General features: G+C 34.4%; 13 protein-coding genes. 5 read left to right on the forward strand and 8 right to left on the reverse strand.

Annotated features, from left to right (window positions below; genetic code table 11):
* Positions 1 to 386: 386 nt before the first annotated feature.
* A complete protein-coding gene (locus tag IE051_RS13240) occupies positions 387 to 1,313 on the forward strand; it encodes a nuclear transport factor 2 family protein (RefSeq protein ID WP_189361442.1) in 927 nt (308 codons plus the stop codon).
* Positions 1,314 to 1,611: 298 nt separating this feature from the next.
* Here IE051_RS13240 and msrB read toward each other — a convergent pair whose 3' ends face one another.
* The gene (msrB, locus tag IE051_RS13245) at positions 1,612 to 2,085 is read right to left on the reverse strand and encodes a peptide-methionine (R)-S-oxide reductase MsrB (RefSeq protein WP_189361443.1); all 474 of its coding nucleotides are present in this window, start codon (positions 2,083 to 2,085) and stop codon (positions 1,612 to 1,614) included.
* A gap of 143 nt (positions 2,086 to 2,228) precedes the next feature.
* Between msrB and IE051_RS13250 the strand changes: the two genes are divergently transcribed.
* Together IE051_RS13250 and IE051_RS13255 are read left to right on the forward strand one after the other, a co-directional pair.
* Positions 2,229 to 3,053, forward strand: coding sequence for a M48 family metallopeptidase (locus tag IE051_RS13250; protein ID WP_189361444.1), 825 nt, complete (start codon positions 2,229 to 2,231; stop codon positions 3,051 to 3,053).
* Between the two features lie 68 nt (positions 3,054 to 3,121).
* Positions 3,122 to 4,510: an MFS transporter gene (locus IE051_RS13255; protein WP_189361447.1), complete on the forward strand. Its 1,389-nt coding sequence runs from the start codon at positions 3,122 to 3,124 to the stop codon at positions 4,508 to 4,510.
* A 76-nt stretch (positions 4,511 to 4,586) separates the two neighbouring features.
* On the opposite strand, the gene IE051_RS13260 is transcribed toward IE051_RS13255, so the two are convergent.
* From IE051_RS13260 to IE051_RS13280, 5 genes are all read right to left on the reverse strand, one after another.
* Positions 4,587 to 5,318, reverse strand: coding sequence for a head GIN domain-containing protein (locus IE051_RS13260; protein WP_189361449.1), 732 nt, complete (start codon positions 5,316 to 5,318; stop codon positions 4,587 to 4,589).
* A gap of 27 nt (positions 5,319 to 5,345) precedes the next feature.
* Positions 5,346 to 6,434, reverse strand: a complete 1,089-nt coding sequence (locus IE051_RS13265; RefSeq protein WP_189361451.1) for a DUF4097 family beta strand repeat-containing protein — start codon at positions 6,432 to 6,434, stop codon at positions 5,346 to 5,348.
* Positions 6,435 to 6,488: 54 nt separating this feature from the next.
* Positions 6,489 to 7,055, reverse strand: a complete 567-nt coding sequence (locus tag IE051_RS13270) for a hypothetical protein (RefSeq protein ID WP_189361452.1) — start codon at positions 7,053 to 7,055, stop codon at positions 6,489 to 6,491.
* 10 nt (positions 7,056 to 7,065) lie between these two features.
* Positions 7,066 to 7,629, reverse strand: a complete 564-nt coding sequence (locus tag IE051_RS13275; RefSeq protein ID WP_229796811.1) for an RNA polymerase sigma factor — start codon at positions 7,627 to 7,629, stop codon at positions 7,066 to 7,068.
* A gap of 117 nt (positions 7,630 to 7,746) precedes the next feature.
* Positions 7,747 to 10,293 (reverse strand): ATP-dependent Clp protease ATP-binding subunit, encoded by a 2,547-nt coding sequence (locus tag IE051_RS13280; RefSeq protein WP_189361454.1) that lies wholly within the window; start codon positions 10,291 to 10,293, stop codon positions 7,747 to 7,749.
* A 259-nt stretch (positions 10,294 to 10,552) separates the two neighbouring features.
* Here IE051_RS13280 and gyrA point away from each other — a divergent pair, with 259 nt between their 5' ends.
* Together gyrA and IE051_RS13290 are read left to right on the forward strand one after the other, a co-directional pair.
* Positions 10,553 to 13,114, forward strand: coding sequence for a DNA gyrase subunit A (gene gyrA / locus IE051_RS13285; RefSeq protein WP_189361456.1), 2,562 nt, complete (start codon positions 10,553 to 10,555; stop codon positions 13,112 to 13,114).
* 18 nt (positions 13,115 to 13,132) lie between these two features.
* Positions 13,133 to 14,386, forward strand: a complete 1,254-nt coding sequence (locus IE051_RS13290) for a tetratricopeptide repeat protein (protein ID WP_189361458.1) — start codon at positions 13,133 to 13,135, stop codon at positions 14,384 to 14,386.
* Positions 14,387 to 14,433: 47 nt separating this feature from the next.
* On the opposite strand, the gene IE051_RS13295 is transcribed toward IE051_RS13290, so the two are convergent.
* A complete protein-coding gene (locus tag IE051_RS13295) occupies positions 14,434 to 15,183 on the reverse strand; it encodes a C40 family peptidase (RefSeq protein ID WP_189361461.1) in 750 nt (249 codons plus the stop codon).
* Between the two features lie 9 nt (positions 15,184 to 15,192).
* A complete protein-coding gene (locus IE051_RS13300; protein WP_189361463.1) occupies positions 15,193 to 16,371 on the reverse strand; it encodes an acetyl-CoA C-acyltransferase in 1,179 nt (392 codons plus the stop codon).
* Between the last annotated feature and the right edge of the window lie 141 nt (positions 16,372 to 16,512).

A 16,512-nucleotide genomic window follows, 5' to 3' on the forward strand; every position in this document is an offset into this window, starting at 1 on the left:
ATCTCATTTATCCCAAATTGTAGTTAGGAGTAGTGCTTTTGCAAGATCAGTTTGACTATTATATTACATAAATAGTAATTGCTAATGGCCTTCATTTCGTTTTCAGCAAGAATCTAGAGTATTGCCTATCAAAAGTCTGTAGGTGTGCGGTAAAATTTATTCTGAATAGGAAAGGTTGAGTAAAATCTGATGCCTTGTTTTATCAGAATTAAACGTTCCTCAGTTTTAATTGTCAATCAAAATCGATAATGTAGCTTGTTTCTAACAAAAGCGTAAGTGGTACTACTTATATTTTGTCTGTAAGTGGGTTAATACTTCTGTAAGTTTCTGTTTCTGAGTGGATTTTAGTATCTTATGAATCTATTAATCAACCAAAATTTTTAAGAATGAAAAATCTAACTCTCATGTCTATGATACTTTTAACTGGTATCATCTATTCTCAAACCAAAAAAAATGGAACTGTTTTTATTGAACACCCCGCAATTAATATTGTGGAAGCCATGCAACAGGCTGATATTGCTGGTGATTCTGCGAAGGTTGCTACGTATTTAGCTGATGATTTTAAATCCTATAATGGTACAACTAGAAATAAAGATGCCAAAGGAATGGATAAGGCAGCATTTTTGAATTGGACTGTTAACGCAAAAAAATGGACGTCATATAGAACATTGACAAGGCATGGTGAGGCCTATCCAGATGCCATTGAATATAAAGATGGTAAAATATGGGTGCAAACCTGGAATTATTTGAAAGGTGTTCATAATGTTACAGGTGTTAAGATAGAAATGCCTGTGCATAATTTATATCGTTTTAACGATGATAATAAAATTGATATGGTAATTAATTATAATTATCCTGTTGGTCAAGATATTAGAGCTGGGTTTGCTTCTAGAACCAATGGGACAATATATAATCAGCATGAATACATTAATAAGGTAAGGCGTATGATGGCAGCTTTCGAAAATAGTGATTTGGAGCATGCATATAGTTATTTTGATGAAAAAGCACGTTTTTCTCATTTAGAAATGTCTAGAGGAGAAAGTGAAACATTAGAAGAAGTAAAGGCCAGGCATAAAGGGTTTTATGATAACTTCGAAATTGAAAGTATTGATGTAGTTGGTTATCCAGATTTGTTACATTATGAAATAGGTGATGGTATGACTGTGCAATCTTGGTGGAATTTCAGATTGATAAGAAAGTCTGATAAAAAGAAAATTATATTTCCAGCGATGTATACTCATGATTTTAATAAGGATGGTAAGATAGATAGGACCAATGGCTATTTTAGCACAAAGGTCTTAGATGCTAAGTAGTATCTTAAAGTTTAAATAATAAAAATGCCTTGAATTACTTCAAGGCATTTTTATTATTTGCCATTTGTAGAATGTTTTTTCAGTTTTTCATGCTCTAAACTTAAGCCTTATTCTATTTTAGAACATTTCCTTTTAGAATTAAAAAAGGATATCAATAATATTACATAAAAACCTTAGTTAGTAGTTTAGTCTATTATAAATCTTTATTGAGAAACCGATTTCCGCCAATAACTTTTAGAACGGCAAAATTGTTACTTGTCTGCGTTTTATTAACCAATAGGGTTACACAATAATACAATTATTTACTTGCAATAAATTTTAGGGCAACACCATTTATACAATGTCTTTTACCAGTAGTTTCCCTTGGCCCATCATTAAAAACATGTCCCAAGTGACTGCCGCATGTTGCGCAATGTTCTTCTGTTCTGGCATATCCTAAATTATGATCGGTAGAAAATGCTACATTACCCATAATTTCTCTATCAAAACTAGGCCATCCACTTCCCGAATCGTACTTGTGCTTACTTTTAAATAAAGGCGTCTCACACGCTTTACATACGTAAATACCCGGTTTGTAATTTTTATTTAACGGACTACTAAAAGCACGTTCGGTTCCTGCCTGGCGTAAAACAGTATATTCAGCATTGGTTAATTGTGTTTTCCATTCTGCTTCTGTTTTTGATATGGCATATTCCTTTTGCGAGGCCTTTTGAGAATTGCCATTGCAACTAGACATGATAAGAGCGATAGATAATATGAATATTTTTTTCATAACTTTTTTTAGAATAGTCGATATTAAGTGCGTTACATGACAGTAAAATACAAATATGTTTTATATTTATCCTGACATAATAATTGTCATACGTGTAATATTTTTGCCTGTAAGGCGTTGGGTTTTTATAATTTAATTTTTCAATGACTAAATTAAAAGTAATAGTATTAGTATTTGGATTCGTCCTAATTGCAGTTTCATGTGCTACAAACCCTTTTACGGGAAAGCAAACTATTGCATTGGTTTCAAACGACCAACTATTTCCAACAGCCTTTGCGCAATATGATCAGTTTTTAACCGAAAACAAGGTCATTACAGGGACCAAAGATGCTCAAATGATAACCCGCGTTGGGCAACGAATTGCAGTGGCTGCTGAGCGATGGTTGAGTGCTAATGGACACCATAGTTATCTAAATGATTATAAATGGGAATATAATTTAGTAGATGATGAAACAGTAAACGCCTGGTGTATGCCCGGTGGAAAAATTGTTTTTTATACAGGTATTTTACCAATTGCTCAAAGTGAAACCGGTGTAGCTGCCATCATGGGGCATGAAGTTGCTCATGCACTAGCTAATCACGGACAGCAGCGTATGAGTGCTGGCATGTTACAGCAATTTGGCGCAGTAGCAGGTAATATTGCTATTCAAGACAATCAGGCAAGGGATGCCTTTAATCAATATTATGGTGTGGGATCTCAGTTAGGTGTGATGCTACCTTTTAGCAGAAGTCATGAAACAGAGGCTGATAAAATAGGATTATATTTAATGGCTATTGCTGGATATAATCCAGCAGAAGCTGCTCAACTTTGGAAACGTATGAAGGCTAGCGGTGGTAGTGGACAAGCACCACCAGAAATATTGAGTACGCATCCTTCTAATGATTCACGAATAGCTAATTTAACAGCTTTGGCACCCGCAGCTGCAGCTGAAGCTCAGAAATTTGGAGTTTCAAAATTTAGAGAATAGTTACAGACTGTTCAAATAAAAATATTTGATTACTTTAGGAGCTGCTTACAAAAGAGCAGCTTTTTTTTATGGCAGTACTTGAAAAAGGTAGCAAAAAACTACTTAATGCTTGGGCATTTTATGATTGGGCAAATTCAGTCTATACCCTTACCATTGCATCGTCAATATTTCCTATTTTTTATTCTGCTCTCTTTCTTACAGAAATAAAAACTGTCTATGCCTTTGGCTTTGAGTTTAAAAGTACAGCTTTAATAACATTTGTAACTGCATTTACTTTTTTGGTCGTGGCAATTACCTCACCAGTGCTTTCGGGGATAGCAGATTATGTAGGTAATAAAAAAACGTTTATGAAGTTTTTTTGTTATTTAGGAAGTGTAGGTTGTATTGGGCTCTATTGGTTTAGTTTAGAGCGTATTCATCTCAGTTTACTGTTTTATTTTATGGGCCTTATTGGGTATTGGGGGAGTTTGGTTTTTTATAATTCTTATTTGCCAGATATAGCCTTTGAAGAACAGCAAGATAGTATTAGCGCCAAAGGATTCTCATTAGGTTATGTAGGTAGTGTTTTACTCTTGATTTTAAATTTAGCTATGGTAATGATGCCTCAGTATTTTGGTTTTGATATTGGTATTTCGGATACATTGAAAGCAACAGGTACTGAAGCAGAGATTAGTGCGGCTTTAAAATCAGCCAAGGATGCAGCTTCGTTTGAAGCTATGAAAATATCATTCGTAACTGTAGGTGTGTGGTGGGCATTTTTTAGTCAATATTCATTTTATTTTTTACCTAAAGGCGTGTCTTCTGGTCATAAAGTAACTAAAGATGTTCTTTTTAATGGTTTAAGGGAGTTAAAAGCAGTGTGGGAGCAGTTAAAAGAAAATCTAAGGCTAAAGCGTTATTTGTATGCTTTTTTCGTTTTCAGTATGGCGGTTCAAACCATTATGCTTGTGGCTGTATATTTTGGAGAAGAAGAAATTGATTGGGGTGGTGATTCTGACAAAACCGTTGGATTGATAGGTAGTATTTTGATTATTCAACTTATTGCAGTCTTGGGCGCTTTTTTAACCTCTAAGGCTTCAGAGAAATTTGGTAATATAAAAACATTGATTTTTTTAAACGTCATTTGGATGGCCTTGTGTTTTTATGCCTATACCATGTATACGCCTATGCAGTTTTATATTGCAGCTGCTGTTGTTGGATTTGTTATGGGGGGAATTCAATCCTTGGCAAGATCAACCTATTCTAAGTTTTTGCCAGAAACCGATGATACTACTTCTTATTTTAGTTTTTATGATGTTGCAGAAAAAATAGGAATCGTTATTGGGATGGTTATTTTTGCTAGTATTGACCAGATTATGGGTACGATGCGTGAAGCTATATTGTTTTTGTTTGTCTTTTTTCTAATTGGTATCGTATTGTTATTAAGGGTGCCTAAACACAGCACAATTAGCAAATAGACCATACTGTTGAAATAAAAAAGTCTCATTTTTTATATGAGACTTTAATAGATTGATGTTTGATTGATGATTTTATTTAGTTGCTAATACTACCAGAGCCGGCAACTTTGGTGTCTTCTCTTTCTGGATTACCATGATATCTAATATCTCCTGAGCCTGAAACTCTTGCTTTAAGCATGGTATTACTTACTACTTTAGCATCTCCCGATCCTGCAACTGCGACCTCAGTATTATTGGCTTGTAAATCAAAACCATGGAAATCTCCGGAGCCAGAAACTTTGGTTTCTAAGTTATTCGTTGAGCCTTTAAGGGTAATATCACCAGATCCTGATAGAGCACTTTCTACAGATTCTGTTTTTATGTCTAGTACAACATCACCCGATCCAGAAAGGGCGACATCTAATGAAGATGCTACAATAACATCATTACTATATAAATCTCCTGAGCCTGAAAGTGATACCCCTTCAATGTCTTCAAAAGGAATGGTGATTTTTATTGTATTATTAAAACTCGTTTTTAAGCTAACACCATTTTTTACTTTTACTATTAAGGCGCCATTTTTTACTTCGGTAACTATATAGTCTAAAAGGTTTTCGTCACCTTGTAGCGTAATTTGACCTTCTGTTCCTTTAACAAGAATAAAATCCATAGATCCCGAGCAATTAATAGCATTGTAATCCGATGTTGTTCGTTTTACTGTTGTGGAATTTCCATTTCCTTTTACCTTTTTCCACTGCGCATGTGTGGTAGCGATAAATAAACAGCTTAAAAGTAATAAGGTTAATTGTTTTTTAATTAAGGTTTTCATGAGTTCGTTTTTATGATTAATGATGAATTAGTTTTGTTTTAATGTAACACTGCCGTAGTCAGATTCTATTGAAATTGTATTACCTGAGGTTTGATTGCCTCTGTAGCCGTTATAGTATTTATCGGTAGATTCTATTCTTTTTTTAATGAAAACTAAATCGTTATCATCTCTCAAGGATCCGTATTCTAACTTGATATCAAAATTGAAATTATAATCATTGACGTAGCCAATATTTATACCCACGTAATCTGACTTGATCGTTACATTTCTAGCATTTTCAGTTAATTGTTTTATTTTTATTGATCCATAATCTGCGTTTAAGGTTACATCATTGTATATGTCACCAATAACGGTTGTTAAGTAATCGCCTTTACCGTTAATGTTATTGGCGGCATCAATAGTAATATTTCCATAATCACAATTAAAACTAACATCTTCAGCCAATTCAATTTTAGAGTTGGTATAGTCTGCATTTATAGTGATATCTTTAGTTTTTGACAAGGTGTAATCACTATAATCGGCATTTATTTTTCCGCTTTTTACATATTCAAAATAGCAACCTTTAGTATAATCAAAACTAAGTTGGTTATTATCTCCCATTAATTCTTTAGTGGTAATCTTGCCATAGTCACAGCTAATTTGAGCCCTTCCTTTTAACTTTCCTAAATTAATATTGCCGTAATCATTACTCAAGTTGACAGCATTAGTTATTGGCATTTTGATTTTATAGTTAATTTTCATTTTTATTTTACTATTACTTCCCCAATTCCACCAGGATCCAGATTTCTTATTGCCAAAGGTTGTTTCTGCCGAAACTAAATCCCGTGTGCCTGAAAAGTTCACATTTATTTCGTTTAATTTTTCTTGAGTTTTTTCTTCATTATTTCCTGATGCTGTAATGGTGATTTCAAAAACGATTCTATTTTCTTCCCAAGTTACAATGTCCAAATTGCCGTAACTATTGTTTACTTTCAGTAAAGCATTCTTATTTACTGCAAATTCTTTGTTGATTGTTTTTGACTTTGTATGGCTAAATTCTTTTGGATTTGAAGCCATCAAAATTAGAGGTAGTATAAAAAATACTAATGCTATATTTAATTGTATTACTCGTTTCATGTGTTCGTTTTTTAATTGTTGTGAATTCTAATTCCTGCGAATTTTACGTGTTGATTAAATTGTAGATTCTGGAATCTCATTCGATGAATTGTTTAATTGCTTTACTATATTAATTTGCTCTAGAGTATTCTGAAGGATGTCAATTCTGTTCTGGAAATTTGAAATCATGGCATATATTACACGATTATCTTCTCCGCTATTTTTTAAATCTATTTTTAACGATTCGTAATCATTTTCTAAGAGCTTAATGCGTTTTAAGGCGTCTTGAATTATAATTTGAACCTCTGGTGACGATTCTTTTTGAAGCTTTTTTAATTCTTCGTCAATTGAAGCCGTAAAAAAGTCCTGAGTTTTTGCCATTTCAGGAGAAACACTGGCTAAGTCTATAACCTCTTCTTGTTGATTAATTCCAATAAACAAGGTGATTAAAAGTACTATCGAAGCGGCAATGCCTAAAAAGCTTTTCCAAATGGTAGTGTTTAGTCTAATAACCTTAGTTTGCTTGTTATTTTGATTATTTAATTTATCCTGAAAACGCATTTCATGTCCGGATTTAGGCACTTCAATATCAAAGTCATGCTCTAAACTCTTGAATATATTATCTAAACTATCTTTACTCATTTTCTCTGATTTAATATGCTATAACTTTTTCAAGTTTCTGTCTTAAACTGGTTTTGGCTCTTGAAATAATGGTTCTACTATTTTGATTAGAGATCTCCATAATTTTACTAATTTCCTCATAATCATAACCTTCAATTAGATTCAGTGTTAAGGCAATTCTATAATTGTCTTTTAATGTTTTCATTACCTCTAATATCTGATTTGCTTTCATGTTAGTGAACTCATAATCACTTTGTATGCCATCTCCTGTATCTTCAATTTTGTACAATAAATCATCAATTGGGGTTTCATTTCTTTTTATTTGTTTCCTGTAATGATGAATACTATTGTTTATTACAATTCGTTTTAGCCATGCCCCGAAAATACTAACATCCTTTAATGTGTCTATCTTAGTAAAGGCTTGTAAAAAGGAGTCTTGCATGATGTCCTCTGCTTCAAAACTGTTTTTAACTATCCGAAAAGCTGTATTGTACATCGCTTTATAATACCTATTGTAAACCTCCATTTGAGCGGACTGGTTTTTGGTTTTACAAAGCTCAATGAGCTGTTCTGTATTTGAGTTGGTTAGTGTCACAAAAAACAAATTGTTATAATATAGATTACCTTATTTTTTATTTGTTACAGTTTTAAAAAAAAAAATCCTACTTTCATAAAGAACGTAGGATTTTAAGTCATTTAAAACTATTATTGTTTAAGACTCTGTGGGCTTTTCAGTCTTTTCAATAGTTATTTTTAATTCATCGGTTTTACCGTCTAAATCTATCTTGATGCTATCGTTTTCTTGTAAGTTTGAAGCAACAATCTCTTCGGCCAATGCATCTTCAACATATTTTTGAATTGCTCTTTTAAGAGGCCTAGCTCCGTATTGCTTATCAAAACCTTTTTCTGCGATATAATCTTTAGCTTCTTCTGTAAGCGTTAAGTTATAGCCTAAGTTTTTGATTCTAGCTAAGAGTTTTTCTAATTCAATATCAATAATTTTATTGATATCTTCTTTTTCTAAAGCATTAAAAACAACAACATCATCAATTCTATTTAAGAATTCTGGTGCGAAAGATTTTTTGAGTGCGTTTTCAATCACACTTCTTGCATTAGCGTCTTCCTGTGCTTTTTGAGAGGCTGTCCCAAAACCAATTCCAGTACCAAAGTCTTTTAGTTTACGAGCACCAATATTTGATGTCATAATAATTATGGTATTTCTAAAATCAATTTTTCGTCCTAAACTGTCCGTCAAATAACCGTCATCAAGCACTTGCAATAGCATATTGAATACGTCTGGATGTGCTTTTTCAATTTCATCAAGTAAAATAACAGCATAAGGCTTACGTCTTACTTTCTCTGTTAACTGTCCACCTTCTTCATAGCCTACATAGCCTGGAGGTGCTCCAACAAGTCTTGAAATAGCAAATTTCTCCATGTATTCGCTCATATCAATTCTTACTAGAGAATCTTCACTGTCAAACAGTTCTCTTGATAAAACTTTTGCTAATTGCGTTTTACCAACACCCGTTTGTCCTAAAAAGATAAACGATCCAATAGGTTTATTGGGGTCTTTAAGGCCTGCTCTGTTACGTTGAATTGCCTTAACCACTTTAGCTACGGCACTATCTTGGCCAATGACTTTACCTTTTATAAGATTAGGTAATTCTGCAAGTTTATTAATTTCAGTTTGTGCAATTCTATTAACAGGAACTCCTGTCATCATAGAAACAACATCAGCAACATTATCTTCAGTGACAATTTCTCTATGCTGCTTAGTATCTTCCTCCCATTTTTCTTGTGCTGTAGCTAATTCTTTTTCAATGCGTTTTTCATCATCTCTAAGTTTCGCGGCTTCCTCATACTTTTGTTTTCTTACAACAGCATTTTTGGTTTCCTTTATAGCTTCTAGCTCCTTTTCAAGTTCTATTATTTGCTTGGGCACGTCAATATTAGTAATATGTACTCGAGACCCTGCTTCATCTAGCGCATCTATAGCTTTGTCTGGTAGGAAGCGTTCTGTCATATATCTATTGGTTAATTTCACACAAGCTTTAATGGCTTCAGGAGTATAATCAACATTATGATGTTCTTCATATTTCCCTTTGATATTATTCAATATCTCAATGGTTTCTTCAACTGAGGTTGGTTCAACAATAACCTTTTGAAAACGACGTTCTAAAGCACCATCTTTTTCAATATACTGCCTGTACTCATCTAAAGTTGTTGCACCAATACATTGTATTTCACCTCGTGCTAATGCTGGTTTAAACATATTGGAAGCATCTAAACTACCTGTTGCTCCTCCAGCGCCAACGATGGTATGGATTTCGTCAATGAATAAAATGACATCGTCATTTTTTTCCAATTCATTCATCACAGCTTTCATGCGCTCTTCAAACTGTCCTCTATATTTTGTGCCGGCAACTAAACTAGCTAAGTCTAAAGTAACCACTCTTTTGTTAAAAAGGATTCGAGATACTTTTCTTTTAACTATTCTAAGGGCTAAGCCTTCAGCAATAGCAGACTTACCTACACCAGGTTCACCAATTAATAAGGGGTTATTTTTCTTTCGTCTACTTAAAACCTGAGAAACACGTTGAATTTCCTTTTCTCTTCCAACAACAGGGTCAAGCTTCCCTTCTTCAGCCATAGCCGTTAAATCACGTCCAAAATTGTCTAAAACAGGTGTTTTAGACTTCTTGTTAGACTTCCCAGCGGGTGCATTAAAAATACTATCCTTGGAAGCATCATCTCCAGAAGTTGTGTCGTCATCCTGAAATTCAGCCTTAGGTTCTATGTAATCATTATCGTTTGTAATCATAGATTTAAATTGTTCTTTAACATTATCGTAGTCAACTTTTAACTTATTTAAAAGTTTTGTAGTGGGGTCATTTTCATTTCTTAAAATACACAAGAGCAAATGAGCTGTGTTGATAGAGGAACTTTGAAATAATTTGGCCTCTAAAAAAGTTGTTTTTAGGGCACGTTCCGCCTGTCTAGTTAAGTGTAAATTCTTCTTTTGATTAGAAGCTACTGTAAGCGTTGGGTTTGCTGGACTTAAAATTTCAACCTTCCGTCTGAGATGATTTAAATCTATATCTAAGGCATTTAATATACTTATAGCTCTGCCACTGCCATCACGCAGCAAGCCAAGCATTAAATGTTCAGTGCCAATAAAATCATGACCTAAACGAAGTGCTTCTTCTTTGCTGTAAGCAATAACATCCTTTACCCTTGGTGAAAAATTATCATCCATAATTGTGTCCTTTCTGCATTAAAAATAATAAAACATTTTACTAACGGCAAAAACTATACCTAAATTCGTCCGTAAAACGCTAATTGACGAAAAAATCTTTATAAAATCAAAATTTTAACGTGCATATTTATCAACCAATAAAGTCGTAAAAATTGTTAATAAATTACACGAAAAATTACGCTTGTTTATCTCACCATGACTACTGAAATAGTTATATTAGCATGTTTTGAAAAATACTTAAAATTAAATTAAATTATATATGGCAGAAGGAGAGAAGTTGATCCCTATTAATATTGAGGATGAGATGAAATCAGCCTACATTGATTATTCAATGTCGGTCATTGTGTCACGTGCTTTACCCGATGTAAGAGATGGGTTAAAACCTGTTCATAGACGTGTACTTTACGGTATGCATGAACTTGGTATTAGAGCAAATTCCGCACATAAGAAATCCGCAAGAATAGTTGGAGAGGTTTTAGGTAAGTATCACCCACATGGTGATACCTCAGTGTATGATGCTATGGTGCGTATGGCTCAAGAATGGAGTTTACGCTATATGTTGGTAGATGGACAGGGTAACTTTGGGTCTATTGATGGCGATAGTCCTGCAGCGATGCGTTATACTGAGGCCCGAATGAAAAAGATATCTGAAGACATGCTGGCAGATATTGAAAAAGAAACTGTAGATCATAAATTAAATTTTGATGATACACTTCAGGAGCCAACTGTTTTGCCTACAAGAATACCGGGATTATTAGTTAATGGAGCTTCAGGAATTGCTGTAGGTATGGCAACTAATATGCCGCCTCACAACTTAACTGAGGTTGTTAATGGTACTATAGCCTATATTGAAAACAACGATATTGAAATTGACGAACTTATTCAACATGTTAAGGCACCTGATTTTCCAACTGGTGGAACCATTTATGGTTATGATGGCGTAAAAGAAGCGTTTCATACTGGTAGAGGTCGTATTGTAATGCGAGGTAAAGCCAATATTGAGGAAGTGAATGGTCGCGAATGTATTATCGTTGATGAAATTCCTTACCAAGTCAATAAAGCAGATATGATTAAAAAGACTGCCGACTTGATAAATGATAAAAAACTGGAAGGTATTTCTCTGATAAGAGATGAATCTGATAGAAATGGTATGCGTATTGTTTATGTTTTAAAACGTGATGCCATCCCAAATATCGTATTAAATAAGCTGTTTAAGTATACAGGATTACAATCATCATTTAGTGTTAATAATATAGCCTTAGTAGATGGTAGGCCTCAATTATTAAACTTGAAAGAATTGATTCATTATTTCGTTGAGCATAGACATGAAGTTGTTGTTAGACGTACTACTTATGAATTACGTAAAGCTGAAGAACGGGCGCATATATTGGAAGGATTAATTATTGCTTCTGATAATATTGATGAGGTAATCAAAATAATAAGGGCCTCATCTAATGCCGATGAAGCTCGTGCTAATTTAATAGAGCGTTTTAAATTATCTGAGATTCAGGCCAAGGCGATTGTAGAAATGCGTCTGCGTCAGTTAACAGGTTTAGAGCAAGATAAATTGCGGGCTGAGTATGAGGAAATCATGAAAACCATCACCGACTTGAAAGATATCCTAGACAAGAAAGAACGTCGTATGGATATCATTAAAAATGAATTAGAAGTTGTAAGAGAAAAATATGGTGATGAACGCCGTTCGGTTATAGAATATGCTGGGGGAGATTTAAGTATTGAAGATATGATACCTAATGAGCAGGTGGTAATAACTATTTCTCATGCAGGTTATATTAAGCGTACATCTTTAAATGAATATAAGACACAAAATAGAGGAGGGGTTGGACAAAAGGCCTCTACGACAAGAAATGAAGATTTCTTAGAACATTTATTTATTGGGACGAATCACCAGTATATGTTATTCTTCACGCAAAAAGGGAAATGTTTTTGGATGCGTGTTTATGAAATCCCTGAAGGTAGTAAAACATCAAAGGGAAGAGCTATTCAGAATCTAATAAATATTGAACAAGATGATAAGGTTATGGCCTTCATTTGTACGCAAGATTTAAAAGATGAAGACTATATCAATAGTCATTATGTTATTATGGCGACTAAGAACGGACAGGTTAAAAAGACGTCATTAGAGCAGTATTCTCGTCCTCGTACAAATGGTATTAACGCCATTACCATTAAAGATAACGATGAGTTGTTAGAAGCTAAATTAACGACGGGTAATAGTCAAGTTATGCTAGCGCTTAAATCAGGAAAGGCCATACGATTTGAAGAAGCAAAAACAAGACCTATGGGTAGAGGGGCTTCCGGAGTAAGAGGTATAACTTTGGCCCATGAAAATGATGAAGTGATTGGTATGGTTACTATTGAGAATTCTCAAGAAGAATCTGTACTAGTGGTTTCTGAAAACGGATATGGTAAGCGAACTTATATTGATGATCCAGAAGATGGTGAGCCTGTTTACAGAATAACAAACAGAGGTGGTAAAGGTGTGAAAACAATTTCAATCACTGAGAAAACTGGTAACCTTGTAGCGATTAAAAGTGTAACAGATAACGATGACTTAATGATCATCAATAAATCTGGTATTGCCATTAGAATGGTTATTGAAAACCTTAGGGTTATGGGAAGAGCAACCCAGGGGGTTAAATTGATTAATTTAAAAGGAAATGATTCCATTGCAGCAGTAGCTAAAGTCATGCATGACGATGATGAAGTAAGCACTGATGAAACCATTGAAGATGGCGATGCATCTGTTGATGGCACAACTATTGAGAATTCAGATAAAAACGATAACACTGAAAGTTAAATTAAATATTATTAAAAAATGAAAAAACAAATTATTATAGCTTTGGCAATTGCAATAGGAAGTTTCTCTTTTGCGCAAAAAAAGGAGTTAAAAGCTGCAGAAAAAGCAATCAAGGGTAAAGCGTTTGGAGATGCCATTACAGCTTTAAATGCAGTTAAGCCAATGTTGGAGTCATTGGACCCGAAACTTAAGGACAAATATTATTATTTGCATAGTGTAGCCTTATTTGCAGACGGAAAAGGCTCAGATGAAGACATAGATATGGCTTTAGAGGACCTTAATAATATTGAGAGTTCTTATGGGAGTGAGAAATCAGCATTAAAGACTCAGATGACCAATGATTTTTTACAAAAAGGAAACAAGAATTATGAGGCAAAAGACTTTGGTGGAGCTTCTAAATATTTCGAAAAGACTTATGACTTAAATACAAAAGATACTATTTATTTGTATTATGCAGCAGCTACAGCTGTGAGTGTGCCTGATTATGATAGAGCTTTAGTGCTTTATAATAAATTAAAAGATTTGGGGTATACAGGAATTCAAGAAGAGTATATTGCTACTGGTAAAGAGGACGGAGAAATAGAGGTTTTTCAGAATGAGAACCTAAGAGATTTATCTGTAAAATCAGGTACGCATATTAAACCAGCTACGCGTAAAACGGAATCTAAAAGAGGTGAGATTGTAAAAAATGTTGCGCTTATATACATTAATAATGGGGATAACGAAAAAGCTATAGAAGCTATGAAAGAGGCTAGAGCGAGTAATCCTGATGATGTTAATCTCATTTTATCAGAAGCCAATGTGCAGTTTAAAATGGGGAATATGGAAGAGTTTAGTAGATTGCTTAAGGAAGCTATCGAAGTAGATCCGAATAATGCAGAATTGAGGTACAATTTAGGTGTAATTGCAGCTGAAGCGAAAAAACCAGAAGAGGCAAGAGCTCATTATGAAAAAGCTATTGAGCTTGATCCAGAATATATCAATGCATATATTAACTTGTCTGCTTTAATTTTAGGAGGTGAGCAAGCTCTAATTGAAGAAATGAATGGTTTAGGTAATTCTTCTGCTGATAATAAGCGTTATGATGAATTAAAGGAGCAACGTCAGCAGTTATATAGAGATGCTATTCCTTATTTAACAAAAGCATTAGAATATGCACCAAAGAATATTAATGCCGCTAAAACATTAATGAATATTTATAGTATCCTTGGAGAGACTGATAAGTATAAAGAAATGAAGGCTAGAGTTGATGAAATTGAAGCTGCTCAGTAGAAATGGAGTCAAGACCCAAAAAAAAGCCGCTTTATGAGCGGCTTTTTTTATATGATTTTTTTAATGACGCGCAGTTTGTGCGTATGCATGTTTTTGTCGATATTATAAATGCCTGAATGGTCTAACCTGTCAATTCTTACTTTACCATGAGCATGAATAATATAATTGTCTTTCATGATAATACCGACGTGAGTTATAATGCCTTCATTGTTGTCAAAAAAGGCTAAATCACCAGGTTCACTCTCTTCAATAAAACTAAGAGCTTCGCCTTGAGTAGCTTGTTGCGAGGCATCCCGTAGTAATTTATAACCAATTAATTTATAAACCATTTGGGTAAACCCCGAGCAATCAATACCAAAAGGTGTCTTTCCGCCCCATAAATAAGGTGAATTAAGGTATAAAATTGATGTTTGAATAAGATTTGATTTATCCACCTGACCTTGTACCGCATTTCCGTCATAGGAATGCTTTAGTAATGACAAACCATTTAATGTTGCCCCTAAAGGGATAGGGAATAGTTGTTCATGCTCATCTTCAATAAATTCTACTAAATCTTTGGAAAGTAGTGTTGTCTCTGTTTCTAAAGCACTGTATTCCTTTTCAGAAATTTTATGGTATTGTTTATTGTCTATCCAACCTTGGTAGCCGTCAAACGAAAGTCTTATTTTGCTCCAGTTTTTTCGTTCTTCCAATATTTTGAATGATTCACCATATAGAATTTGAGAAACCAATTCACTTCTATCCGAGGGTTCTGCTCTAAGAGGAACGATACTTAAATGACAAATAGCGTATTGCATTAAAGGCTCCTAGTTTAGTTCAATGATAATTGAAGAAGCACCACCTCCACCATTGCAAATTGCTGCAGCGCCAATTTTACCACCATTTTGTTCCAGAACGTTCAGTAAGGTTATAATGATTCGAACTCCGGAGCATCCTAAAGGATGTCCTAATGAAACCGCACCTCCGTTTACATTTACATGTTTATCGTTAAGTCCTAGTAGTTTCATATTTGCTAAACCTACAACAGAAAAAGCTTCATTGAATTCAAAAAAATCTACATCTTCAATTGAAATATTAGCTTTTTTTAAGGCCTTAGGCAAAGCTTTTGCGGGAGCTGTTGTAAACCATTCCGGTTCCTGCGCGGCATCGGCATAACTTCTTATCCTTGCCAGTGGTTTTAGGCCCAACTCTTGCGCTTTTTCCTTGCTCATTAAAACCATAGCTCCTGCACCATCATTTATTGTAGAAGCATTTGCAGCTGTTACCGTACCGTTTTTAGTGAAAGCCGGTCGTAGCTGAGGAATTTTTTCTATTTTGACATTTGAGAATTCTTCATCTGTAGTTACCATTATTGGTGTTCCCCGGCGCTGTGGCACCTCCACAGGAACAACTTCATTCTGAAACTTCCCAGCTTCCCATGCTTTTTTAGACCTATTATAGGACTGTATTGCATAGGCGTCTTGATCCTCCCTAGAAAAGTCATATTTATCGGCACAAGCATCTGCGCAAACTCCCATCGCCAGTTCGTCATAGGCATCTACTAAACCGTCTTTTTGCATACCATCGATTAAAGTTGTAGGACCAAATTTTGTTCCTACCCGAGCATGCATATAATGAGGAATAAGGCTCATGTTTTCCATACCTCCTGCAACAACAATTTCGGCATCACCAAGAGCTATGCTTTGAGCAGCTTGCATTACAGCTTTCATCCCCGATGCACATACCTTATTTACGGTGGTACAAGGTACATTGTCTCCAATACCAGCATAAATAGCAGCTTGTCTTGCCGGTGCCTGTCCAGTTCCTGCTTGAACAACATTGCCCATTAAAACTTCATCAACCAACTTGGTGTCAAGATTAATTTTATCTAAGGCCCCTTTTATAGCTATTGCGCCTAATCTTGGTGCAGGAATAGTTGATAAACTACCCATAAAGCTTCCAATAGGCGTTCTTGCTGCAGACACGATAACTACTTCTTTAATCATTAATTAAGTAATTTAGTTTAGTACTTGCGAAAATAACGATTTTTAGTAGAAAAATGAACGATTCCTTCATTATATAATAATGCTTTGGGTTGATAATTTTATTACATTTGATTTTTAGATGAAATAGATATTGCTCAGAAT

The organism is Algibacter mikhailovii (genome assembly GCF_014651495.1).
GTDB classification, from domain to species: Bacteria; Bacteroidota; Bacteroidia; order Flavobacteriales; family Flavobacteriaceae; genus Algibacter_E; species Algibacter_E mikhailovii.

Excerpts from the sequence above, each read along its gene's own strand:
- IE051_RS13240 (WP_189361442.1), top strand. The coding sequence starts at position 387 with ATGAAAAATCTAACTCTCATGTCTATGATACTTTTAACTGGTATCATC.
- msrB (WP_189361443.1), bottom strand. The coding sequence starts at position 2,085 with ATGAAAAAAATATTCATATTATCTATCGCTCTTATCATGTCTAGTTGC.
- IE051_RS13250 (WP_189361444.1), top strand. The coding sequence starts at position 2,229 with ATGACTAAATTAAAAGTAATAGTATTAGTATTTGGATTCGTCCTAATT.
- IE051_RS13255 (WP_189361447.1), top strand. The coding sequence starts at position 3,122 with ATGGCAGTACTTGAAAAAGGTAGCAAAAAACTACTTAATGCTTGGGCA.
- IE051_RS13260 (WP_189361449.1), bottom strand. The coding sequence starts at position 5,318 with ATGAAAACCTTAATTAAAAAACAATTAACCTTATTACTTTTAAGCTGT.
- IE051_RS13265 (WP_189361451.1), bottom strand. The coding sequence starts at position 6,434 with ATGAAACGAGTAATACAATTAAATATAGCATTAGTATTTTTTATACTA.
- IE051_RS13270 (WP_189361452.1), bottom strand. The coding sequence starts at position 7,055 with ATGAGTAAAGATAGTTTAGATAATATATTCAAGAGTTTAGAGCATGAC.
- IE051_RS13280 (WP_189361454.1), bottom strand. The coding sequence starts at position 10,293 with ATGGATGATAATTTTTCACCAAGGGTAAAGGATGTTATTGCTTACAGC.
- gyrA (WP_189361456.1), top strand. The coding sequence starts at position 10,553 with ATGGCAGAAGGAGAGAAGTTGATCCCTATTAATATTGAGGATGAGATG.
- IE051_RS13290 (WP_189361458.1), top strand. The coding sequence starts at position 13,133 with ATGAAAAAACAAATTATTATAGCTTTGGCAATTGCAATAGGAAGTTTC.
- IE051_RS13295 (WP_189361461.1), bottom strand. The coding sequence starts at position 15,183 with ATGCAATACGCTATTTGTCATTTAAGTATCGTTCCTCTTAGAGCAGAA.
- IE051_RS13300 (WP_189361463.1), bottom strand. The coding sequence starts at position 16,371 with ATGATTAAAGAAGTAGTTATCGTGTCTGCAGCAAGAACGCCTATTGGA.